At 54.7% G+C, this 22,506-nt stretch carries 19 protein-coding genes; 12 read left to right on the forward strand and 7 right to left on the reverse strand.

Going from position 1 to position 22,506, the window contains the following annotated elements:
- Positions 1–12: 12 nt before the first annotated feature.
- Together aat and infA are read left to right on the forward strand one after the other, a co-directional pair.
- The gene (aat, locus tag F3J30_RS09680; RefSeq protein ID WP_166717087.1) at positions 13–717 is read left to right on the forward strand and encodes a leucyl/phenylalanyl-tRNA--protein transferase; all 705 of its coding nucleotides are present in this window, start codon (positions 13–15) and stop codon (positions 715–717) included.
- A gap of 284 nt (positions 718–1,001) precedes the next feature.
- The gene (gene infA, locus F3J30_RS09685) at positions 1,002–1,220 is read left to right on the forward strand and encodes a translation initiation factor IF-1 (RefSeq protein WP_002211347.1); all 219 of its coding nucleotides are present in this window, start codon (positions 1,002–1,004) and stop codon (positions 1,218–1,220) included.
- A 70-nt stretch (positions 1,221–1,290) separates the two neighbouring features.
- On the opposite strand, the gene F3J30_RS09690 is transcribed toward infA, so the two are convergent.
- The 3 genes from F3J30_RS09690 to clpS all read right to left on the reverse strand — a co-directional run bounded on the left by F3J30_RS09690 (position 1,291) and on the right by clpS (position 4,757).
- Positions 1,291–1,740 carry a hypothetical protein gene (locus F3J30_RS09690; protein ID WP_166717088.1) on the reverse strand — a complete coding sequence of 150 codons (450 nt, stop codon included), beginning with the start codon at positions 1,738–1,740 and terminating at the stop codon, positions 1,291–1,293.
- A gap of 389 nt (positions 1,741–2,129) precedes the next feature.
- Positions 2,130–4,409, reverse strand: a complete 2,280-nt coding sequence (gene clpA / locus F3J30_RS09695; RefSeq protein ID WP_014069560.1) for an ATP-dependent Clp protease ATP-binding subunit ClpA — start codon at positions 4,407–4,409, stop codon at positions 2,130–2,132.
- Between the two features lie 27 nt (positions 4,410–4,436).
- Complete coding sequence (clpS, locus tag F3J30_RS09700) at positions 4,437–4,757, reverse strand: ATP-dependent Clp protease adapter ClpS (RefSeq protein WP_006174393.1); 321 nt, start codon at positions 4,755–4,757, stop codon at positions 4,437–4,439.
- A gap of 267 nt (positions 4,758–5,024) precedes the next feature.
- Between clpS and cspD the strand changes: the two genes are divergently transcribed.
- Positions 5,025–5,246 carry a cold shock-like protein CspD gene (gene cspD, locus F3J30_RS09705; RefSeq protein ID WP_014069558.1) on the forward strand — a complete coding sequence of 74 codons (222 nt, stop codon included), beginning with the start codon at positions 5,025–5,027 and terminating at the stop codon, positions 5,244–5,246.
- A gap of 70 nt (positions 5,247–5,316) precedes the next feature.
- On the opposite strand, the gene macB is transcribed toward cspD, so the two are convergent.
- Entirely contained in the window at positions 5,317–7,257 is a 1,941-nt protein-coding gene (gene macB, locus F3J30_RS09710) for a macrolide ABC transporter ATP-binding protein/permease MacB (protein WP_166717089.1), read from the reverse strand.
- Positions 7,254–8,369 (reverse strand): macrolide transporter subunit MacA, encoded by a 1,116-nt coding sequence (gene macA, locus F3J30_RS09715; RefSeq protein ID WP_014069556.1) that lies wholly within the window; start codon positions 8,367–8,369, stop codon positions 7,254–7,256. The genes macB and macA overlap by 4 nt, the downstream gene beginning before the upstream one ends.
- A 159-nt stretch (positions 8,370–8,528) precedes the next feature.
- Here macA and F3J30_RS09720 point away from each other — a divergent pair, with 159 nt between their 5' ends.
- Positions 8,529–9,485, forward strand: a complete 957-nt coding sequence (locus F3J30_RS09720) for a VirK/YbjX family protein (protein WP_166717090.1) — start codon at positions 8,529–8,531, stop codon at positions 9,483–9,485.
- Here the strand turns inward: F3J30_RS09720 and F3J30_RS09725 are convergent.
- Entirely contained in the window at positions 9,482–11,140 is a 1,659-nt protein-coding gene (locus F3J30_RS09725; protein ID WP_166717091.1) for an ATP-dependent endonuclease, read from the reverse strand. The genes F3J30_RS09720 and F3J30_RS09725 overlap by 4 nt on opposite strands.
- A 374-nt stretch (positions 11,141–11,514) precedes the next feature.
- On the opposite strand from F3J30_RS09725, the gene aqpZ reads away from it, so the two are divergent.
- The 4 genes from aqpZ to hcr all read left to right on the forward strand — a co-directional run bounded on the left by aqpZ (position 11,515) and on the right by hcr (position 16,057).
- Entirely contained in the window at positions 11,515–12,210 is a 696-nt protein-coding gene (aqpZ, locus tag F3J30_RS09730) for an aquaporin Z (RefSeq protein WP_166717092.1), read from the forward strand.
- 171 nt (positions 12,211–12,381) lie between these two features.
- A complete protein-coding gene (locus F3J30_RS09735; RefSeq protein WP_014069552.1) occupies positions 12,382–13,281 on the forward strand; it encodes a lysine exporter LysO family protein in 900 nt (299 codons plus the stop codon).
- 144 nt (positions 13,282–13,425) lie between these two features.
- Complete coding sequence (hcp, locus tag F3J30_RS09740; protein ID WP_014069551.1) at positions 13,426–15,078, forward strand: hydroxylamine reductase; 1,653 nt, start codon at positions 13,426–13,428, stop codon at positions 15,076–15,078.
- Between the two features lie 10 nt (positions 15,079–15,088).
- On the forward strand, positions 15,089–16,057 hold the full coding sequence (gene hcr, locus F3J30_RS09745) for an NADH oxidoreductase (protein ID WP_166717093.1): 969 nt from the start codon (positions 15,089–15,091) through the stop codon (positions 16,055–16,057).
- A 91-nt stretch (positions 16,058–16,148) separates the two neighbouring features.
- Here hcr and F3J30_RS09750 read toward each other — a convergent pair whose 3' ends face one another.
- Positions 16,149–16,583, reverse strand: a complete 435-nt coding sequence (locus F3J30_RS09750) for a DoxX family protein (protein WP_166717094.1) — start codon at positions 16,581–16,583, stop codon at positions 16,149–16,151.
- Positions 16,584–16,735: 152 nt separating this feature from the next.
- Between F3J30_RS09750 and poxB the strand changes: the two genes are divergently transcribed.
- From poxB to F3J30_RS09770, 4 genes are all read left to right on the forward strand, one after another.
- Entirely contained in the window at positions 16,736–18,454 is a 1,719-nt protein-coding gene (poxB, locus tag F3J30_RS09755; protein ID WP_166717095.1) for a ubiquinone-dependent pyruvate dehydrogenase, read from the forward strand.
- 38 nt (positions 18,455–18,492) lie between these two features.
- Positions 18,493–19,494, forward strand: a complete 1,002-nt coding sequence (gene ltaE / locus F3J30_RS09760) for a low-specificity L-threonine aldolase (RefSeq protein WP_166717096.1) — start codon at positions 18,493–18,495, stop codon at positions 19,492–19,494.
- Between the two features lie 14 nt (positions 19,495–19,508).
- Entirely contained in the window at positions 19,509–20,945 is a 1,437-nt protein-coding gene (locus F3J30_RS09765) for an SDR family oxidoreductase (protein ID WP_166717097.1), read from the forward strand.
- A 93-nt stretch (positions 20,946–21,038) separates the two neighbouring features.
- Entirely contained in the window at positions 21,039–22,052 is a 1,014-nt protein-coding gene (locus F3J30_RS09770; protein ID WP_014069545.1) for an NAD(P)-dependent oxidoreductase, read from the forward strand.
- Positions 22,053–22,506 lie beyond the last annotated feature (454 nt).

The raw sequence follows: 22,506 nt of genomic DNA on the forward strand, positions 1-22,506 counted from the left end.
AGTTCTGCTGTCATGCGCCTGGTCCAGCTTTCTCGTCATAATATAGCGTTCCCGTCCCCGGAAGGCGCGCTACGTGAGCCCAACGGATTGCTGGCATTAGGCGGCGATCTCAGCCCTGCTCGGCTATTGATGGCATACCAGCGCGGGATCTTCCCCTGGTTTTCCCCAGGCGACCCCATTTTGTGGTGGTCGCCCGATCCGCGTGCCGTGCTGTGGCCTGCGCATTTTCACCTCAGCCGTAGCATGAAGCGATTTCACGCCAAATCACCTTATCGCGTGACCCTCAACCATGCTTTTGGCCAGGTTATTGAAGGATGCGCCAACGATCGTCACGAAGGGACATGGATCACCCACGATATCATTACCGCTTACCACCGTTTGCATGAGCTGGGTTATGCGCATTCCATCGAAGTCTGGGATAAAAGCGAACTGGTTGGCGGTATGTACGGGGTGGCGCAAGGAACACTCTTCTGTGGCGAGTCGATGTTCTCCCGGGCGGTGAATGCCTCGAAAACCGCGCTGCTGGTTTTCTGCCAGGAGTTTGCCAACCGCGGTGGACAGTTAATGGATTGCCAGGTGCTTAATGAGCATACCGCCTCGCTTGGCGCCGTTGAAATCCCCCGTCGCGACTACATTGAGCATCTGGATATTTACCGTCAGGAGACGCTCCCGCGCGACTTCTGGGTACCAAGAACGCTGTTTCTGCCCAATGTCTAAATGTTTTCCGCATATTTTTTATGAGGGTGTTATAATTACGCCGCAGAGTAGCTTCTGCCTGTTGCCCCGCCGCCGTTTGGGACCCTCGCTTCAGATAACGTCCTGACGTTTATCCTGTTGTCTCCCCTTTACGAATGCGTTTCTCGTTCGGTTGTACCGTGACGCTTGGGCAATGCGCCGAAACTGTTTTGCTGCGTTTTAAACGCGCAATTCTTTACTTAATTGATGAATTTCGGCATTATCTTGCCGGTTCAAAACTTGGTAGTGATACCCCAGAGGATTAGATGGCCAAAGAAGACAATATTGAAATGCAGGGTACCGTACTTGATACGTTGCCTAATACCATGTTTCGCGTAGAGCTGGAAAACGGTCACGTGGTAACTGCGCACATCTCCGGTAAAATGCGCAAAAACTATATCCGCATTTTAACGGGCGACAAAGTGACTGTTGAACTGACCCCGTACGACCTGAGCAAAGGCCGCATTGTCTTCCGTAGTCGCTAATTTTTTCGCCTGTAATGGCAGATGAATATTTAAAAGGTCGGGTAATCCCGGCCTTTTTTATTTAATGAACTTAGTGTTGATGCACGGGAAGACGTATTGTCATCCTGGGCTGCAATGGCATGATTAAATCCCCGGCCATTGAATGCGCCATGTCATGCAGCAACCCCGTCAGATACGGCAACATATCGTGGTCAAAATGCGAAATCAGCAGCACATGATTCAGAGCCCGGCAGTAATCACACTTCGTTTCCGTATCTTCCAGTAGCCACTCCTTTTTGCCCGGCCGTTCTTCTTCCGCCTCAAATTCCACCACCTGAAAATCACGCATTGATTCTGTGAGTCCGGTTTTGACTTCCTCGAGGTACGCCCCCAGACAACGACAAACGGGTTGAGTCTGCGGATGTGATTTGCAGTCCAGAAGGATTTCTGTGAGCAGTTTGCAGCGCTCGGCAAGGGTTGGGAGATCGGGGTTGAGGGAGAGCTCGGTGTAGAGCTGGGTAAAACTAGATTCGTTAATCATAAATAATCCCTTTATGCACAGAAAATGGTCAGTGCACACACTTTCAGGACGCCAATCCTGACACCTGATTTTGCAGGTGCGTCGCCATTTTAATACTGTGGTTTTATCCAGCAATAGACTTCGAAAGAAACTGGAAAGCGCCTCGCAAAGTTCCTCTGCGGCCTGATGCCCTCACCCTAGCCCTCTCCCACAGGGAGAGGGTACAAACACTAAAAACGACAACGCTGTGGTCGTTTTACTTTTACCTTGGCCTGATGCCCTCACCCTGGCCCTCTCCCACAGGGAGAGGGAACAAACACTAAAAACGACAACGCCGTTGCCGTTTTGCTTTTACCTTGCTGGCATAAAAAAACCGGGCAAATGCCCGGTTTTTAAGTTCAACGTTTAATTTAGTGAGCCGCTTCAGGCTTATGCTTCTGCGCACTCTGAAAATCATACGTCAGCTCATTCTTCGCCTGATCCAGCGCCACCGTCACCTGGCCGCCGTCCACCAGCGAGCCAAACAGCAGCTCGTTCGCCAGCGGTTTCTTCAGGTTGTCCTGAATCACACGCGCCATTGGACGCGCTCCCATCGCACGGTCGTAGCCTTTCTCAGCCAGCCAGTTGCGGGCCTCCTGGCTCACTTCCAGCGACACGCCTTTCTGATCCAGCTGAACCTGCAACTCGACGATGAACTTATCCACGACCTGATGGATCACCTCGGTAGACAGGTGATCGAACCAGATAATGTTGTCCAGACGGTTACGGAATTCCGGCGTAAAGATCTTCTTGATCTCTTCCATCGCATCGGTGCTGTTATCCTGGTGGATGAGCCCAATGGATTTACGCTCGGTTTCACGTACCCCGGCGTTGGTGGTCATCACCAGCACCACGTTGCGGAAGTCCGCCTTGCGCCCGTTGTTATCGGTCAGCGTACCGTTGTCCATCACCTGTAACAGGATGTTGAACACGTCCGGGTGCGCTTTCTCGATTTCATCAAGCAGCAATACCGCGTGCGGATGCTTAATGACCGCGTCGGTGAGCAGGCCGCCCTGGTCGAAGCCAACATATCCCGGAGGCGCACCAATCAGACGGCTGACAGTGTGACGCTCCATGTACTCAGACATGTCAAAACGCAGCAGCTCAATGCCCAGTGCTTTAGAGAGCTGAACCGTCACCTCGGTTTTCCCCACACCGGTCGGGCCGGCGAACAGGAAGGAACCCACAGGTTTATGGTCATGCCCCAGTCCGGCACGGGCCATCTTGATAGCCTCAGTTAAGGCCTCAATGGCTTTATCCTGACCAAAGACCAGCATCTTCAGGCGATTGCCGAGCGTACGCAGCGTGTCGCGGTCGCTCTGAGAAACGCTCTTCTCAGGGATACGCGCGATACGAGCGACTACAGACTCGATATCCGCCACGTTAACGGTTTTCTTACGCTTGCTGGCTGGCATCAGGCGCGCACGCGCACCTGCCTCATCAATCACATCAATCGCCTTATCAGGCAAATGACGATCGTTGATGTATTTCACCGCCAGCTCTACCGCCGCACGTACCGCTTTCGCGGTGTAACGCACGTCGTGGTGCGCTTCGTACTTCGGCTTCAGGCCGTTGATGATCTGCACCGTTTCCTCGACGGACGGTTCAGTCACATCGATTTTCTGGAAGCGACGCGCCAGCGCACGGTCTTTCTCAAAGATGTTGCTGAACTCCTGGTAGGTCGTGGAGCCAATCACGCGGATCTTGCCGCTGGAGAGCAGCGGTTTGATCAGGTTAGCAGCATCCACCTGGCCACCAGAGGCCGCACCAGCACCGATGATGGTATGGATTTCATCGATAAACAGAATGCTGTTGGTATCTTGTTCAAGCTGTTTTAACAGCGCCTTGAAGCGTTTTTCGAAATCGCCACGGTATTTGGTGCCCGCCAGCAGCGAACCGATATCCAGCGAATAGATAGTGCAATCGGCAATCACTTCCGGCACATCGCCCTGCACAATACGCCAGGCCAGACCTTCGGCAATCGCAGTTTTACCCACGCCAGACTCACCCACCAGCAGCGGGTTGTTCTTGCGGCGACGGCACAGCACCTGGATCGCGCGCTCCAGCTCTTTATCGCGGCCAATCAGCGGGTCGATACCGCCCACGCGAGCAAGCTGGTTAAGGTTGGTGGTGAAGTTTTCCATACGATCCTCCCCGCCTGCTTGCTCTTCATTGTTATTGACCTGATTGCTGGAATCCGATGCCTGGTTAGGCTCGTCTTTTCGCGTTCCGTGAGAGATAAAGTTAACCACGTCGAGTCGGCTGACTTCGTGTTTGCGCAGCAGATAGGCAGCCTGTGACTCCTGCTCGCTAAAGATGGCAACCAGCACATTAGCGCCAGTCACTTCGCTACGCCCGGAAGACTGGACGTGGAAGACCGCACGCTGCAATACACGCTGGAAGCTAAGCGTCGGCTGCGTGTCGCGCTCTTCTTCACTGGCAGGCAGCACCGGCGTAGTTTGTTCGATGAAGGCTTCGAGTTCCTGACGTAGCGCCACCAGATCCACGGAGCAGGCTTCCAGCGCTTCGCGGGCGGATGGGTTGCTAAGCAGTGCGAGCAGTAAATGCTCGACGGTCATAAACTCATGTCGGTGCTCACGCGCTCTGGCGAAAGCCATGTTTAAACTGAGTTCCAGTTCTTGATTGAGCATAGGCACCTCCCCCAATTTTATGCCTTATCAGGCCTTTTCCAGCGTACACAGCAACGGATGCTCGTTCTCCCTCGCATAGTCGTTCACCATCGCCACTTTGGTTTCTGCCACTTCGGCGGTAAAGATGCCGCAGATAGCTTTGCCACGATAATGAACGGTAAGCATCAGTTGCGTTGCACGTTCTACATCATAAGAAAAGAACTTTTGTAGCACGTCAATAACAAATTCCATCGGCGTGTAATCATCGTTCATTAACATTACTTTATACATGGATGGCGGTTTTAGCGCGTCACGCACTTTGTCTTCCGCCAGCTGGTCAAAATCCAGCCAGTCGTTCGTCTTACCCATTTTGCATAATCACTATGAATCTACCTCAGATGTTAGATAACAATCATCTATTACTGTCATCCGCGATGTCTGTCACAAACTGTTGCAATAGCGTTAACTGCTTCAAATTTTGGTTGATTATTGTCCCAACTCCAACGCCAAACTCTTGACGCCTTGTTTCGTTTATCTAAATTGTACAGGCGTGAGATGGCGAGGTTTTGAACAGCCCCCACTCCACCACCGGTTCATTCCATCTTAATTTATAAGATTTACGAAGGATGTCGAAGCATGGAAATGGGTACTGTTAAGTGGTTCAACAACGCCAAAGGGTTTGGGTTTATCTGCCCCGAAGGCGGCGGCGAGGATATCTTCGCTCACTATTCCACCATTCAGATGGATGGTTACAGAACGCTCAAAGCCGGACAATCGGTTCGGTTCGATGTACACCAGGGTCCGAAGGGCAATCATGCCAGCGTCATCGTGCCCATCGAAGCAGAAGTTGTTGCTTAGCCCTCTGTTTCATTGTGTACATCCCGCAGGCAAAATGCCAGCCCGATCGGCTGGCATTTTTATTTTCGGGCTATTCCCGAGCCAGCGCATCCACCGGATCTAACCGCGCTGCGTTTCGCGCCGGCAGCCAGCCAAACAAGATGCCGGTAAAAGTCGAACACAAAAATGCGGTGAGGATCGCCACTGGCGAGAAGCCAATCTCCCAACCGGGTAAAAAGAGCTTTAAGGTGAAGGCGATAATCATCGATAAGGCAATCCCCATCGCGCCGCCCACCAGGCACACCAGCACCGCTTCTATCAAAAACTGTTGCAGTACATCGCTTGCCCTGGCCCCAACCGCCATGCGAATGCCAATCTCTCGTGTGCGCTCTGTCACCGACACCAGCATGATATTCATCACTCCGATGCCACCCACAACCAGCGAAATCACCGCGACCAGCGTCAGGAACAGCTGAAGAGTATGTGTGGTCTTTTCAGCCGTTTTCAACAGGCCGTCCATGTTCCAGGTAAAGAAATCCTTCTTCCCGTGGCGCAACGTCAGCAGACGCTCAAGCTGCTGTTCGGCGAGCGCACTGTCGTAGCCCTCTTTCACACGAACAGTGATGGAGTTCAGCCAGGACTGTCCCATGATCCGCCCGGAAATCGTGGTGTAGGGCAGCCAGACGCGCAAAATCTTGCTGCTGCCAAACATCGACTGTTTCTCTTCCGCCACCCCGATGACCGTGGCAGGCATGTTTCCTACCAGGATAACCTCACCCACCACATTCGTCTTATCCGGGAAAAGCTGCCTGCGCGAGTTGGCGTCCAGCACAACCACCTGCGCCCGGCCAGCCAGCTGTTCCGCGTTAAAGGTTGCCCCTTCGCTGAAGGTCATCCCGTACACGTTAAAATAGTCACCGTTAACGCCGTTAGCACTGGCCGCCACGTCGATATTGCCGTAGCGCAGGCGTAAATTTTGCGATACCGCAGGCGTGGCGGAGTTAACCCACGGCTGTTTTTGGATCGCCATTAAGTCATCGTACTTCAGCGCCTGCTGATATTGAGGCTCGTCATCGCCAAAATCTTTGCCGGGATAGACATCAATGGTATTGGTGCCTATCGCCCGGATATCCGCCAGCACCATCTGTTTTGCCGCATCACCCACCACCACAATCGACACCACCGAGGCGATCCCGATGATGATGCCGAGCATGGTGAGCAATGTGCGCATCTTGTTGGCCGCCATCGCCAGCCAGGCCATCGTCAGGGCTTCGCGAAAACCGCTGGCAAACTGCCCCCAGCCGCCTGACGCAGGCAATACCTCTTTCGGTGCTGCCGCCTTTGACGGGTTTGGAGGCGGGTTGCTGACCAGCTCGCCATCGTGGATCTCAATGATCCGTTCCGCCTGTGCCGCCACCAGCGGATCGTGGGTGACGATAATTACCGTATGCCCCTGGTCACGCAGCTGATGGAGGATCGCCATCACCTCTTCGCCAGAACGGCTGTCGAGCGCACCAGTCGGTTCATCCGCCAGAATCACCTGCCCGCCGTTCATCAGCGCGCGTGCAATACTCACACGCTGTTGCTGGCCGCCTGAAAGCTGTGACGGCTGGTAATCCACACGCTCCGCCAGCCCAAGACGCGTCAGCAACGCCTGCGCGCGTTCCAGCCGTTTTTTCCGCTCAACACCGGCATACACCGCAGGCACTTCAACGTTCTGCGCCGCACTCAGGTGAGAAAGCAGATGATAACGCTGGAAGATAAACCCAAAGTGTTCACGGCGAAGTTTCGCCAGCGCATCGCCATCCAGCGTGGAGACATCCGTCCCCGCCACGCGATAGGTGCCGCGGGTAGGTTTATCCAGACAGCCAAGGATGTTCATAAGCGTGGATTTACCGGAGCCAGACGCCCCGACAATCGCCACCATCTCACCCGCTTCCACGCGCAGGGAGATCCCCTTTAGCACATCAACCGGCCCGTCACCTGATGGATAGCTACGGTGAATGTTGTTCAGCTCCAGCAATGCCGTCATTTAGCGGCTCCGGGATGGCTTTCGCTGATAACCACTTCTTCGCCCTCTTCCAGCCCTTTGGCAATCACCACATCGGTGTCATTGCGTGCACCAATCGTGACTTCACGTTCGCGGGTTTCACCGGCACGCAGCACTTTGATTTTATAACGGCTGTCGCCTGCCGATTCCCCCAGGGCAGACAACGGAATGGTGAGCACGTTTTTCACCCCGGTCAGTTGAATGTGTACCTGTGCGGTCATGTCCAGACGCAACACACCCTGCGGGTTTGGCACTTCAAAGCGGGCATAGTAGAAGATGGCATCGTTCACTTTTTCCGGCGTCGGCAGGATATCTTTCAGCACGCCTTCATAGCGGGTTTGCGGGTCACCCAGCACCGTAAACCAGGCATTTTGTCCCGGCTTAAGATGGATAACATCCGCTTCAGATACCTGTGCTTTAACCAGCATGGTACTCATATCCGCCAGCGTCAGGATATTCGGTGCCTGTTGCGCGGCGATCACCGTTTGTCCCTGGAGGGTGGTGATTTGCGTCACTTCCCCGGCCATTGGTGCCACGATTTTCGTGTAATCGAGGTTGGTTTTTGCCGTATCCAGCGAGGCCTGATTGCGCTTGATTTGCGCGTCAATGGTGCCAATCTGCGCCTGTTTGACTGCAAGCTCGGTCGCGGCGGTGTCCAGATCCTGTTTTGAGATGGCCTGTGTTTTGGCCAGCGCCTGCTGACGGGTTAACGTCACCTGGGCGAGATTACGCTCCGCCTGTGCCTGGCTACGCTGGGCGCGCAGCTCCATTAGCGTGGCTTCCACTTCACGGATCTGGTTTTCAGCCTGCTCAGGATCAATAACCCCCAGCAACTGACCTTTCTTCACCTTGTCGCCAATCTCAACCGACAGGGTTTTCAACTGACCGCTGACCTGAGCCCCGACATCAACCTTGCGCAGGGCATCCAGTTTGCCTGTCGCCAGGACGTTTTGTTGCAGCTCACCCGGACGTACGATCAGCGTCTGGTATTGCGGCACGGGCGCATTCAGCACCTGCCACAACCAGTACCCGCCCACTAACACGACCACCGCCAGCAGCAGTAACAGCTTTCTGCGTTTTCCCTTGAGGTTCATAAATATTCCAAATAAATGTTCTGGCAATCATAACTGTTGATTCTAACTAAACCACTCCTCAACGAAACCCCTGTTTCCTGGAATCGTCACAATTTGTTTACGAGATGTTGATATACCTCCTGCTGAAATAAAGGTCTGCCAAAAGAAGCGAGATCTATCATGTCTTCCATCGTCGACACACCCTTTTCACATCAGCCGCAACCCAAATCCGGCTGGCAGCTGTTCAAGAGCCTTGCGTCTGGCAATCTCACGCCTGGGCTTGCATGGCAAAATCCCTCTTATCGACGTAAATTCATGTTACGTTCGCTGGCAACGCCATTCAGTACCGCGCGCCTGCTGGCAAACCTGGCAAAACAACCCCGCTTAATGCAAATGCTACAGGTGCAGCCTGGTCTGCCGTGTCGTCTGCATCGCCCGTGGCTGACGGTCAATTTGACCCGCCAGCACGCGCTGGAGTCTATCAACTGGCACTACCAGGCAATGAGCCGCCATCTTCCGGTAACCCTGATGAACGGCTATTTGTCTAAACCGGGTACGACGCTGCTGACCTTATCAGGCAAAGATGATCAGCAATTTACTGTGCGTCTGTGCGCCGATGCCTTCCTTGATAAAGAAGGTGAAGCGACGCTGGCATTTTGCGACCATCAGAACACCGTGCTGGCTGAGATGACCTTTACCCTTTGCCAGTATGAAGGGAAATCCACGCTCTTTATTGGCGGATTGCAGGGTGCAAAAGCGCATGTTCCTCACGAGCTGATCCAGGGCGCGACGAAAGCCTGCCACGGCCTGTTCCCAAAACGTCTGCTGGTCGAAGCCGCAATGACGCTGGGAGCCGCCTTCCCGGTTGAGCAGATTGTTGCGGTGAGTAACGCCACCCACATCTATCGAAGCTGGCGTTATCGCAAGAAAAAAGAGGGCAAACTGCTGGCAGATTACGACAGCTTCTGGCTTTCCATTGGCGGTGAGCAACGTGATAACGGCAACTTCGCTCTGCCGCTCACCATGCCGCGCAAACCGATGGAAGAGATTGCGAGCAAAAAGCGCTCTGAGTATCGCCGCCGTTATGAACTGCTGGATAGCCTGATCGCTCAGGTTACCCAGGCAACCCGCAGTTAATCGGCTCTCCCGCGTGCCAGCCACAGCACGCGGGAGAACATTTTCCGCAGTAACGTCGGCACCGACTCCACGCCCCTTCTTCCCGCCTCTGCCGCCACTTCAATGGCTAAATCCGGTTTTGACGAACGATGAATCGCCTTGGCGATCACCCGGCGCAAATTCATCGGTACATCAACCGGCACCATGGCGACGCGGTGGAAAACGTCATCAAATCCCTGACGATACATAAAGTGTTCCATGTCCATGGCCGGAAGCATGGTCAAATGGTCACGCTCTTCTTCCCGCTCGTTATTCAGCAGGCTGCGAACGGTGGCGGCGTATTTTTTCCCCGCTTCGTCACCGTCCACCAGAACGTACCATTCAATTCCCATGCGACGGGCAAACTTGATGAGTGGCTTTAGCCCCGACTGGGCAAACTCAATCACCTTAATGCCTTCGGCATCGAAATGGTGCCCACACTGGCGCGCCAGCTCGTTAATGACCCAGGTCTCCGTTTCCCCTTCCACCAGCAGCCAGCAGCGTGCGAAGAGCGACGAAGCGCGATTAAAACGGATATGGAATGCGATGCGGCGACCATCTTCCGCATTTAAGCCACCCGGCCCTAACCGATAAGCAGAAACGCGTGAGGACTCACGCACCAGACGACAGACGTACTCAACAGGTGTGAGCGACAGCAGTTCCCCGGAGTTGGTGGTCGTTATGCGTTGCAACGGCAGCAGATTCAGCAAATGCCAGGCAACGGAAAGCATAATGGGATGCAGACGGGTTTCAGGATCCTCCACCAGTAGCAACGGGCGGGCGTCCCTGTCCAGCCGGACAGTCCCCTTCGCCTGCAACAGTGTGGAAAACAGCCCCAGCAGGATCACCCGGTGGCTGCGCCCGCCGGGTTTGTCGATCATCCGGTTGATGATGTCGAGATACCGCCAGCTTCGCTGTTCATCATGAGAGCGGCGACGCATCAGGCGGTTGCGGGATTGCGATGTCCCCTGCTCGGAAAAGTAGTGTTCCAGCAGCTGTACCATCGCCGAGAGCCCCTGGCGGATCTGACCGTCGGTTAAATTTTGCGGGCGGGAAACCAGTTCGCGCGCCAGAAAATCCAGTTCGCGTGCGGTGACTTCCGCTTCCGGCATATTCGGTACGGTGCCGTTACGGATACGGCGCATAAATCGCGCATCACGCAAACGCAGCACCGGGGTCAGGCGAATAAGGTGGCGGGCCAGTTCGTCGATGTTGTCCAGAGGAATGGGGTTGCCTTTCTCATCCAGGAATTCTCGCAGGGTTAACACGCTGTCGTTTTCTCCCAGCTCGCCTTCCAGGCGGTAGAAGATACGGTGGAAATCGTCATCGCAGGGAACCCAACACGGTGACATCGGGCGAAAGCGCCGCACACGGTGCCGGCCCGGTTCAGACTCGCGGAACGTCAGAATAATATGCAGATGTTTTTCACGCCCCATCACGTCGCCCGGCGGAAACCAGAAGTCATCATGCACAAAGTGGTACAGATCATCTTCCGGTGACAGCAGCAACGTAAGCGCATCCAGCAGGCTGGACTTACCCCAGGCGTTCTCCCCGATCAGAACGTTGTTCTGCTCAAGCGTCAGCGACAGGCGGTTAATACCGCGAAATCCCACAATCTCCACACGTTCGAGAAGCATAAATCCCCCGCGAAAAGGTCGCTTTTTCCTTCAAGTTATCAGCAGTATAGCGGGCGGAAGCCCTGCATAACACAGGAATACACCTCGGTTATTCCGAAGCCGCACGAAAAAATCAGAATTTCCCCTCTACGTTTTGTTTGAAATAGGGATAACCAGACAAGATACTACCGCCCGAGAATTGGACTATGCTGTATTAACCTCCAGTTTGAACAAGGATTGACATCACATTGCCTTAAATCAAATTTATCGAATTTATTTAAGTGGCGAAGGGGTGTTGTTGGTTTCTAAAATAATGACTCTTTGAGTCGTCATCCCTTTATGACGATATAACCCGTACGCGGGAAAGTGTGCGGAAATTTATTTTTGAGGTGGTTATGTTCAGAAAATTAGCGGCAGAATGTTTTGGTACATTCTGGCTGGTGTTTGGTGGCTGCGGTAGCGCGGTTTTGGCAGCAGCATTCCCGGAATTAGGGATTGGTTTTGTTGGTGTGGCTCTGGCATTTGGCTTAACCGTATTAACAATGGCGTTTGCGGTCGGACATATTTCTGGCGGTCATTTTAACCCGGCGGTGACATTAGGTCTGTGGGCGGGCGGTCGCTTCCCGGCAAAAGAAGTTATTGGCTATATTGTTGCGCAGGTTATTGGCGGCATTATTGCGGCGGGCGTTCTGTATGTTATTGCCAGCGGTAAAGCAGGCTTTGATGCAGCAGCCAGCGGCTTTGCGTCTAACGGCTTTGGTGAGCACTCTCCGGGCGGTTACTCCATGACGTCTGCCATCGTGATTGAAATTGTGCTGACAGCAGGCTTCCTGCTGGTTATTCACGGCGCAACAGACAAACATGCACCAGCCGGTTTCGCGCCCATTGCCATTGGTCTGGCGCTGACGCTTATCCACCTGATCTCCATTCCGGTCACCAACACCTCGGTCAACCCGGCGCGCAGTACCGCTGTAGCGATTTTCCAGGGTGGCTGGGCGCTTGAGCAGCTGTGGCTGTTCTGGGTGATGCCAATCATCGGGGGTATTCTGGGCGGTGTGCTTTACCGCACCCTGCTGGAAAAACGCGATTAACTGAGTGTGGTGTCGGGTGGCGCTAACGCTTACCCGACCTACGTCACAGTGCCATTTGTAGGCCGGGTAAGGCGTAGCCGCCACCCGGCTTTCTTTTGCCGCTTTACTGGGCAGCCTTTATTGGGTAGTGTCTCTGGCGCTCAACAGATACCCATAAGGACCCGGCTGTTCATGTTTTCAGGACTCTTAATCATTCTGCTGCCCCTGATTGTGGGCTACCTTATTCCACTTCATCGTGAATCAGCATTAAGGCTCATCAATCGCTTCCTCAGTTGGATTGTCTACGTCATTCTATTCTTTATGGGAATTAGCCTGGCATTCCTGGATAACCTGGCCGTCAATCTGCTGGCCATCCTTCATTATTCCATCGTGACTGTTGTGGTTATTTTACTGTGCAACATTGCGGCACTGTTTTGGCTCGAACGGACTATTCCGTGGAAAAATCATCACCATCAGGAAAAGTTACCTTCGCGAATTGCAATGGCGCTGGAATCATTAAAACTGTGCGGCGTGGTGGTACTGGGTTTCCTGCTGGGATTAACCGGATGGGCATTTTTACAACACGCCACCGAAGCCAGCGAATATACCCTGATATTCCTCCTGTTCCTGATCGGTATTCAGTTGCGAAATAATGGCATGACGCTGAAGCAGATTGTCCTTAATCGCCGTGGAATGATGGTTGCAGTAGTGGTCATTGCCAGCTCAATGGTCGCAGGTGTCATTAATGCCTTTATTCTCGACCTGCCGCTGAAAACGGGCCTTGCGATGGCTTCCGGGTTTGGCTGGTATTCGCTGTCGGGGATCCTGCTCACTGAATCTTTCGGCCCGGTCATTGGCAGCGCCGCCTTCTTTAATGACCTGGCGCGCGAGCTGATTGCCATTATGCTAATCCCGGGTCTTGTGCGCCGCAGTCGCTCCACCGCGCTGGGTTTGTGCGGTGCAACCTCGATGGACTTTACCCTGCCGGTGTTACAACGCTCCGGGGGGCTGGAGATGGTGCCTGCCGCCATCGTACACGGTTTTATTTTAAGCCTGCTGGTACCTGTTCTGATGGCGGTCTTCTCCGCCTGATACTTCTTTGGCGGTAGCCTGTCTGCCGCCAAAATTGCGCTAAATCAATATCCCTCTATTTTGTAGCAGAAAGAACTTTTCACCGTTCTGGCACAAGCATAACCTTAAACATGTATATCAAATATAACTTTAACAGGTGTGATTATGTTTTGTGTGCAATGTGAACAAACCATCCGTACCCCGGCAGGCAATGGCTGCTCCTACGCGCAGGGTATGTGCGGCAAAACGGCAGAAACGTCAGACCTCCAGGACCTGCTGATTGCTGCCCTGCAAGGCCTCTCTGCATGGGCGTTTAAAGCCCGTGAATACGGCATTATCGACCACTACGTAGACAGTTTTGCACCTCGCGCATTTTTCTCCACGTTAACAAACGTCAACTTTGATTCTCCTCGCATTGTGGGTTATGCCCGTGAAGCCATCGCCCTGCGCGAAGCGCTGAAAGCACAATCCCTGAATGCAGACGCGAATGCCCGTGTTGATAACCCAATGGCCAGCCTTCAGCTGGTGAGCGACGACCTCGGCGATTTGCAGCGTCAGGCGGCAGAATTTACCCCGAACAAAGACAAAGCGGCGATTGGTGAGAACATCCTCGGCCTGCGTCTGCTGTGCCTGTACGGCCTGAAAGGTGCTGCGGCCTATATGGAACACGCACACGTGCTCGGCCAGTACGACAACGATATCTATGCCCAGTACCACAAAATTATGGCATGGCTCGGCACCTGGCCTTCCGATATGAACGCTCTGCTGGAGTGCTCAATGGAAATCGGCCAGATGAACTTCAAAGTGATGAGCATTCTGGATGCCGGTGAAACCAGCACCTACGGTCACCCAACCCCAACTCAGGTCAACGTCAAAGCCACCGAAGGCAAATGTATCCTGATCTCCGGCCATGACCTGAAAGATCTGTACAACCTGCTGAAACAGACCGAAGGCACGGGCGTGAACGTCTACACCCACGGCGAAATGCTGCCTGCTCACGGCTACCCGGAACTGCGTAAATTCAAACATCTGGTCGGGAACTACGGCAGCGGCTGGCAGAATCAGCAGGTTGAATTTGCCCGCTTCCCGGGCCCAATTGTGATGACCTCGAACTGCATCATCGACCCAACCGTTGGCGCGTATGATGACCGTATCTGGACCCGCAGCATCGTCGGCTGGCCGGGTGTAAGCCACCTCGAAGGTGACGATTTTGCGCCGGTTATTGCCCAGGCGCAGCAGATGGCCGGCTTCCCGTACAGCGAAATCGAACACCTGATCACCGTCGGCTTTGGTCGCGAAACCCTGCTGGGTGCAGCCGATTCCCTGATTGATCTGGTCAGCCGTGAAAAACTGCGCCACATCTTCCTGATTGGCGGCTGCGACGGTGCGCGCGGTGAGCGTAACTACTTCACCGATTTCGCCACCAGCGTACCGCAAGACTGCCTGATCCTGACTCTGGCGTGCGGTAAATACCGTTTCAACAAGCTGGACTTCGGCAACATCGAAGGCCTGCCGCGTCTGGTCGATGCCGGTCAGTGTAACGATGCATACTCTGCCATCATTCTGGCGGTAACCCTGGCGGAAAAACTGGGCTGTGGCGTGAACGATTTGCCGCTGTCACTGGTGCTCTCCTGGTTCGAACAGAAAGCGATTGTCATCCTGCTGACCCTTCTCTCTCTGGGTGTGACCAACATCGTGACCGGCCCGACTGCGCCAGGCTTCCTGACGCCAGATCTGCTGGCCGTGCTGAACGAGAAATTCGGTCTACGTTCGGTTACCACCGTTGAAGAAGATATGCAGCAGCTGCTGAGCGCATAAGGAGCCATTCATGACGATGCCAACCTCACAATGTCCGTGGCGGATGCAGGTTCATCACATCCATCAGGAAACGCCGGATGTGTGGACGCTGTCACTGCTGTGCCATGACTACTATCCGTACCGTGCAGGTCAGTATGCGCTGGTCAGTGTCCGCAATTCCGCAGACACCCTGCGCGCCTACACCATCTCCTCTACGCCGGGTGTGAGCGAATACATTACGCTCACCATCCGTCGGATTGATGACGGTGCAGGTTCACAGTGGCTGACCCGCGATGTGAAGCGCGGGGATTATATCTGGCTGTCTGATGCACAGGGTGATTTCACCTGTGATGATAAGACGGAAGATAAATTCCTGCTGCTGGCAGCGGGTTGTGGGGTTACGCCGGTGATGTCGATGCGTCGCTGGCTGGCAAAAAATCGTCCGCAGGCCGATGTGCAGGTGATCTTCAGCGTGCGTTCGCCGGAAGATGTCATTTTTGCCGACGAATGGCGTAACTACCCGGTAACGCTGGTGGCTGAAAATAACGCGACACAGGGTTTTGTTGCCGGTCGCCTGAGCCGTGAGCTGCTGCAAAGCGTGCCGGATATCGCGTCCCGCACCGTGATGACCTGCGGCCCTGCGCCGTACATGGATATCGTGGAAGAGGAAGTGAAAGCGCTGGGCGTGACCCGCTTCTTTAAAGAGCAGTTCTTTACCCCAGTGGCAGAAGCCGCGACCAGTGGCGTGAAGTTCACCAGGCTGCAACCGGCTCAGACCTTCTTCGGCCGCGCAGGCACTACGCTACTGGAAGCACTGGAAAGCAACAAAGTCCCCGTTGTTGCCGCCTGTCGCGCTGGCGTGTGCGGTTGCTGCAAAACAAAAGTGGTGGATGGCAACTATACCGTCACCAGCACCATGACGTTAACGGACGCAGAAATCGCCGAAGGCTACGTGCTGGCGTGTTCCTGCCATCCGCAGGGCGATCTGGTTCTTGCCTAAACGCTAAACGTTCACTTGTAGGCCCGGTAAGCGTCAGCGCCACCGGGCTTTTTTGTCGGGTGGCACTGCGTTTACCCAACCTGTAACGACATTACTGCCAGGCCGGATCTTTCCCCACCGCGTAACGCCCCGCCCCTAAAAATGCCACGGCCAGTGCGCCGATAAAGAAGTACACCAGGCTTTCAATCGCCCATGCGCCAACCGCATCCAGTGCGAAGGTTTTGCCCGTCCCCACCATCAGCCACGCGATCACCATCGTAAACGCCAGTACCAGTGCCGCCGGACGCGTGAAAAGACCGAGAACAATCAGAACCGGGGCCACCACTTCACCAATTAACACACCGTAGGCGATAAACCCTGGTAACCCTTTCTCCACCAGCATTCCGCTAATGAACCCTACTCCACCAAACAGCTTATGCAGGCCGTGAAACAACATCAGCCCTCCCACGGCAAGTCGTAACAAGAGTTTGCCGAGATCGTCGCACGCTAGCTTTCTATTAACAGCAATTAACATTGTTTTAACCATTTGTAATTATTCCTGTTTTTACCCGAGGCATCATCAGATTATGACGAATAGTCACCAATGAAAAGCACCCTTTAATAAGGGGGATCCACCGAGCGTTGCGGCGAGTTTCATCTAAGCTTGTAAGCGGTATCACAAAAAGGAGAAGGATCACCATGAAACAAACCGTGGCTGCATACATTGCAAAAACACTTGAGCAGGCTGGCGTAAAACGTATCTGGGGTGTCACTGGGGATTCACTGAACGGGCTAAGCGATAGCCTCAACAAGATGAAAACCATCGAATGGATGCCAACCCGTCATGAAGAAGTGGCGGCGTTTGCCGCAGGTGCGGAGGCACAGCTGACCGGCGAGCTTGCCGTTTGCGCGGGCTCCTGCGGGCCTGGAAACCTGCATCTGATTAACGGTCTGTTTGACTGTCATCGTAACCATGTTCCGGTGCTGGCGATTGCCGCACATATTCCATCAACAGAGATAGGCAGCGGCTATTTTCAGGAGACGCACCCTCAGGAACTGTTCCGTGAATGCAGCCACTACTGCGAACTGGTTTCCACTCCGGAGCAGATCCCTCAGGTGCTGGCAATTGCCATGCGCAAAGCGGTACTGAATCGTGGGGTATCGGTGGTAGTTTTACCGGGTGATGTTGCGCTGAAAGCCGCGCCTGAAAGTGCCAGTACACACTGGTATCATGCGCCACAGCCCGTCGTTACCCCCACAGAAGAAGAACTCAAAAAACTGGCTCAATTGCTGCGTTACTCCAGCAATATCGCCCTGATGTGCGGCAGCGGCTGCGCGGGCGCGCATAAAGAGTTGCTGGAATTTGCGGGCAAACTTAACGCACCGATTGTCCACGCCCTGCGCGGCAAAGAGCACGTGGAGTACGATAACCCGTACGATGTGGGCATGACCGGGCTGATTGGTTTTTCCAGCGGTTTCCACACCATGATGAACGCCGACACGCTGGTTTTACTTGGCACCCAGTTCCCTTACCGTCCGTTCTATCCGGCTGATGCCAAAATTATTCAGATTGATATCAACCCGGCAAGTATTGGCGCACACAGCAAGGTGGATATGGCGCTGGTGGGTGATATCAAATCGACGCTTGCCGCGCTGCTGCCCCACCTTGAACAAAAAACCGATCGTAAGTTCCTTGATAAAGCCCTGAGTGATTATCGCGATGCGCGTAAGGGGCTGGACGAGCTGGCGAAACCGAGTGACAAAGCCATTCATCCGCAGTACCTGGCGCAGCAGATCAGTCATTTCGCCAGCGACGATGCCATCTTTACCTGTGACGTGGGCACGCCTACCGTCTGGGCAGCGCGCTACCTGAAAATGAACGGCAAGCGGCGTCTGCTGGGCTCGTTTAACCACGGCTCAATGGCCAACGCCATGCCACAGGCGCTGGGCGCCAAAGCCACCGCACCGGAGCGTCAGGTGGTGGCGATGTGCGGCGACGGTGGATTCAGCATGTTAATGGGGGATTTCCTGTCAGTGGTGCAGATGAAGCTGCCGCTCAAAATTGTGGTCTTTAACAACAGCGTACTGGGATTTGTGGCAATGGAGATGAAAGCTGGTGGCTATCTGACGGATGGCACCGAACTGCACGATACCAATTTCGCCCGTATCGCCGAAGCCTGCGGGATTACCGGTATTCGGGTGGAAAAAGCCGCCGACGTGGACGAAGCGCTGCAGCGGGCCTTTTCCCTCGACGGCCCCGTGCTGGTGGATGTGGTGGTCGCCAAAGAGGAGCTGGCTATTCCGCCGCAGATCAAGCTGGAGCAGGCCAAAGGATTTAGTCTCTATATGCTGCGCGCCATCATTAATGGCCGTGGTGACGAGGTAATCGAACTGGCAAAAACCAACTGGCTCAGGTAAAACATCTGGCATCGCCCGTTTAAATATAAGGACTTGCCATGATTGATTTACGCAGTGATACCGTTACCCGCCCGACGCGCGCCATGCTCGAAGAGATGATGGCCGCCCCGGTCGGGGACGATGTTTACGGCGATGACCCGACGGTAAACGAACTTCAGCGCTACGCGGCGGAGTTAAGCGGTAAAGAAGCCGCGCTGTTTCTGCCAACCGGCACTCAGGCAAACCTGGTGGCGCTGCTGAGTCACTGCGAGCGTGGCGAAGAGTATATCGTCGGCCAGGGCGCGCATAACTACCTGTATGAAGCAGGCGGTGCGGCGGTGCTCGGCAGCATTCAGCCGCAGCCGATCGACGCTGCGCCTGACGGCTCTCTGCCGCTCGATAAAGTCGCAGCAAAAATCAAAGCCGACGACATCCACTTCGCACGCACAAAACTGCTCAGCCTGGAAAACACCCATAACGGCAAAGTTCTGCCGCGTGAATACCTGAAAGCGGCGTGGGAATTTACCCGCGAGCGCAAACTCGGCTTGCACGTTGATGGCGCGCGTATTTTTAACGCCATTGTGGAGTATGGCTGCGAACTGAAAGAGGTCGTGCAGTATTGCGACTCGTTCACTATCTGCCTCACCAAAGGTCTGGGCACGCCGGTGGGTTCACTGTTGGTGGGTGATGCGGATTACATTAAGCGTGCAAATCGCTGGCGTAAAATGACCGGCGGCGGAATGCGTCAGGCCGGGATCCTGGCTGCGGCTGGCTTATATGCGCTGAAAAACAACGTTGCGCGTCTGAAAGACGACCACGACAATGCGGCCTGGATGGCATCGCAACTGCGTGAAATTGGCGCAGACGTGATGCGTCATGACACCAACATGTTGTTTGTTCGTGTCGGCGAAGATAACGCAGCCGCGCTGGGCGAATTTATGAAGGCGCGCGGCGTTCTGCTGAATGCCTCCCCGGTTGTACGCCTGGTGATGCATCTTGATGTCAGCCGTGAGCAACTTGCCGAGGTGGTGAGCCACTGGCAGGCATTTTTACAGCGTTAACAAAGGAGCGTAACGTGCCGCAACGTATTCTGGTGCTGGGTGCCAGTGGCTATATTGGCCAGCACCTGACGACGGTATTAAGCCAGCATGGCCATCAGGTGCTGGCTGCGGCACGCAGTATTGAACGGCTGCAAAAGCAAAACCTGCCCAACGTCACCTGCCACAGCGTAGATTTAAACTGGCCGCAAGGTTTGTCTCCGCTGCTGGAAGGTGTCGACACACTCTATTATCTGGTGCACAGCATGGGTGAAGGCGGTGATTTTATCGCCCATGAACGCCAGGTAGCGATGAATGTCCGCGATGCTCTACGACAAACGCCGGTTAAACAGGTGATTTTTTTAAGTTCGCTCCAGGCGCCTTCTCATGAGCAGTCCGATCATCTGCGCGCGCGTCAACTGACCGCAGAAACATTGCGCAGCGCCGGGATCCCCGTGACCGAACTGCGGGCCGGGATCATCGTCGGGGCCGGTTCAGCCGCCTTCGAAGTGATGCGCGATATGGTCTATAACCTGCCGGTGCTGACCCCCCCACGCTGGGTGCGTTCACGTACCACTCCCATTGCGCTGGAGAACCTGCTGCATTATCTGGTGGCGCTGCTGGCGCACCCGACTGACCAGCATCGGGTGCTGGAAGCCGCAGGCCCGGAGGTGTTGAGCTATCAGGAACAATTCGAACATTTCATGCGGGTAAGCGGCCGCCATCGCTGGCTGGTCCCCATCCCCTTCCCGACAAGTTGGATCTCGGTGTGGTTTTTGAATGTCATTACCTCGGTGCCGCCAACCACAGCAAAGGCCTTGATCCAGGGGTTAAAACACGATCTGCTGGCCGACGATCGCGAGCTTCGCGCGCTGATCCCGCAAACGTTGATCCGTTTTGATGATGCGGTACGCAACACCCTCAAGGAAGAAGAGAAATTGGTGAACTCCAGCGACTGGGGCTACGACGCCCAGGCTTTCGCCCGCTGGCGCCCGGAATATGGCTACTACCCGAAACAGGCCGGCTGCACGGTAAAAACCGCCGCCAGCCTGGAAGCCCTTTGGGAAGTGATTAACCAGATTGGCGGCAAAGAGCGCTACTTCTTTGGCAATGTCCTCTGGCAAACCCGCGGCGCAATGGATCTGCTGATTGGGCATAAGCTCGCAAAAGGCCGTCCTGCGCATCCGTACCTTAATGTGGGTGATACCGTGGACAGCTGGAAGGTGATTATCGTTGAACCCGAAAAGCAACTGGCGCTGCTGTTTGGCATGAAAGCCCCCGGGCTTGGGCGGCTCTGTTTTACCCTGAAAGATAAAGGCAGCCACCGGGAACTGGACGTTCGGGCATGGTGGCATCCGCACGGAATGCCGGGTCTGTTCTACTGGTTGTTGATGATTCCGGCGCACCTGTTTATCTTCCGGGGAATGGCAAAACGCATTGCGCAACTTGCAGAACAAAAGAAGGAAAAGATCTAAATAAAACTCTTATTCTTTCACCTTTCCCATTGCATACAGGCGTAATTCACGGAAGAATGCGCACGAAATTCTTTTTCAACACAGTGGATCGATATGAAGGTACTGGTTACCGGTGCAACCAGCGGCTTAGGCCGAAACGCGGTCGAGTTTCTGCGCAACAAGGGCGTTAGCGTCAGAGCTACCGGCCGCAATGAGGCGATGGGCAAGCTGCTGCAAAAAATGGGCGCAGAATTTGTTCATGCCGATCTGACGGAACTGGTTTCCTCGCAGGCGAAAGTGATGCTCGCCGGTATCGATACGCTGTGGCACTGCTCCAGTTTTACCTCCCCGTGGGGCACTCAGGAAGCCTTTGATCTCGCCAACGTGCGCGCCACGCGTCGCCTGGGCGAATGGGCCGTTGCCTGGGGCGTGCGAAACTTTATCCACATCTCTTCGCCATCGCTCTATTTCGATTATCACCATCACCGCGATATTCAGGAAGATTTCCGTCCGGCCCGTTTTGCCTGTGAGTTTGCCCGCAGCAAGGCGGCCAGTGAAGAGGTGATCGACCTGCTGGCGCAGTCTAACCCGCATACACGGTTTACCGTACTGCGCCCGCAAAGCCTGTTCGGACCGCACGATAAAGTGTTTATTCCGCGCCTGGCGCAGATGATGCACCACTACGGCAGCGTGTTGTTACCGCGCGGCGGCGATGCGCTGGTGGACATGACCTACTATGAAAACGCCATTCACGCTATGTGGCTGGCAAGCCAGCCGGATAGCGATAAGCTGGTGTCTGGTCGCGCGTATAACATCACCAACGGCGAGCCCTGCACGCTACGAAGCATTGTGCAGCGTCTGATTGACGAGTTGCAGATCAACTGCCGTATTCGTTCTGTGCCGTACCCGATGCTGGATATGATTGCCCGCAGTATGGAACGTTTTGGGAATAAATCCGCCAAAGAGCCTGCACTGACGCATTACGGCGTGTCGAAGCTGAACTTTGATTTCACGCTGGATATTTCGCGCGCGGAGGCTGAGCTGGGTTATAAGCCGATTGTGACGCTGGATGAAGGGATTACCCGCACGGCGGCATGGTTGCGGGATCATGGGAAGTTGCATCGATAATTAAAAGGGTGCGGCCTGATGCCCTCACCCGCAGGGAGAGGGTTCCCCGCAAAAAATACGGGCACGTACGGCCCCCTCTCCTTTTTGGGGAGAGGGTTGGGGTGAGGGGGAACATACAGCTCAGGTGGTCATTCCGTTCACTTTATGTTCCTTGCTACTTTGTCACCACAATACCGGTGAACGTGCCAGGGTAGCTCACCGCCGCTACCCTGGCAACCCGGGCTCCCGGCAAGAAAATCGCCGCTTCGCGGTACCCTCAGCGTTTGCTCCAGGCTAATCGGGGACGGGCGGATGAAACGTCCCTGTAAAGCCGCCCTCGCCGCGCATCCATGCGCGTCGCCCCGGCCTTCCGTAAACGCTTCGGCGATTTTCAGCCGGACCAGGAAACTGCGGTAAGTCTTTTATTTCAATGGGTTAATGTCATCGCTAAATAAAGAAAAAATGACTGGGGAAC

Origin of the sequence: Enterobacter sp. Tr-810, from assembly GCF_011752765.1 — a bacterium.
In the GTDB taxonomy this organism is placed as follows: domain Bacteria; phylum Pseudomonadota; class Gammaproteobacteria; order Enterobacterales; family Enterobacteriaceae; genus Enterobacter; species Enterobacter soli.

What these genes read in the sequence shown, in the direction of transcription:
- aat (WP_166717087.1), top strand. Translation starts at nt 13, where the DNA reads ATGCGCCTGGTCCAGCTTTCTCGTCATAATATAGCGTTCCCGTCCCCG.
- F3J30_RS09725 (WP_166717091.1), bottom strand. Translation starts at nt 11,140, where the DNA reads ATGCTTCTCGAACGTGTGGAGATTGTGGGATTTCGCGGTATTAACCGC.
- clpS (WP_006174393.1), bottom strand. Translation starts at nt 4,757, where the DNA reads ATGGGTAAGACGAACGACTGGCTGGATTTTGACCAGCTGGCGGAAGAC.
- F3J30_RS09720 (WP_166717090.1), top strand. Translation starts at nt 8,529, where the DNA reads ATGTCTTCCATCGTCGACACACCCTTTTCACATCAGCCGCAACCCAAA.
- macB (WP_166717089.1), bottom strand. Translation starts at nt 7,257, where the DNA reads ATGACGGCATTGCTGGAGCTGAACAACATTCACCGTAGCTATCCATCA.
- ltaE (WP_166717096.1), top strand. Translation starts at nt 18,493, where the DNA reads ATGATTGATTTACGCAGTGATACCGTTACCCGCCCGACGCGCGCCATG.
- F3J30_RS09770 (WP_014069545.1), top strand. Translation starts at nt 21,039, where the DNA reads ATGAAGGTACTGGTTACCGGTGCAACCAGCGGCTTAGGCCGAAACGCG.
- macA (WP_014069556.1), bottom strand. Translation starts at nt 8,369, where the DNA reads ATGAACCTCAAGGGAAAACGCAGAAAGCTGTTACTGCTGCTGGCGGTG.
- hcp (WP_014069551.1), top strand. Translation starts at nt 13,426, where the DNA reads ATGTTTTGTGTGCAATGTGAACAAACCATCCGTACCCCGGCAGGCAAT.
- F3J30_RS09735 (WP_014069552.1), top strand. Translation starts at nt 12,382, where the DNA reads ATGTTTTCAGGACTCTTAATCATTCTGCTGCCCCTGATTGTGGGCTAC.
- hcr (WP_166717093.1), top strand. Translation starts at nt 15,089, where the DNA reads ATGACGATGCCAACCTCACAATGTCCGTGGCGGATGCAGGTTCATCAC.
- cspD (WP_014069558.1), top strand. Translation starts at nt 5,025, where the DNA reads ATGGAAATGGGTACTGTTAAGTGGTTCAACAACGCCAAAGGGTTTGGG.
- infA (WP_002211347.1), top strand. Translation starts at nt 1,002, where the DNA reads ATGGCCAAAGAAGACAATATTGAAATGCAGGGTACCGTACTTGATACG.
- poxB (WP_166717095.1), top strand. Translation starts at nt 16,736, where the DNA reads ATGAAACAAACCGTGGCTGCATACATTGCAAAAACACTTGAGCAGGCT.
- F3J30_RS09690 (WP_166717088.1), bottom strand. Translation starts at nt 1,740, where the DNA reads ATGATTAACGAATCTAGTTTTACCCAGCTCTACACCGAGCTCTCCCTC.
- clpA (WP_014069560.1), bottom strand. Translation starts at nt 4,409, where the DNA reads ATGCTCAATCAAGAACTGGAACTCAGTTTAAACATGGCTTTCGCCAGA.
- F3J30_RS09750 (WP_166717094.1), bottom strand. Translation starts at nt 16,583, where the DNA reads ATGGTTAAAACAATGTTAATTGCTGTTAATAGAAAGCTAGCGTGCGAC.
- aqpZ (WP_166717092.1), top strand. Translation starts at nt 11,515, where the DNA reads ATGTTCAGAAAATTAGCGGCAGAATGTTTTGGTACATTCTGGCTGGTG.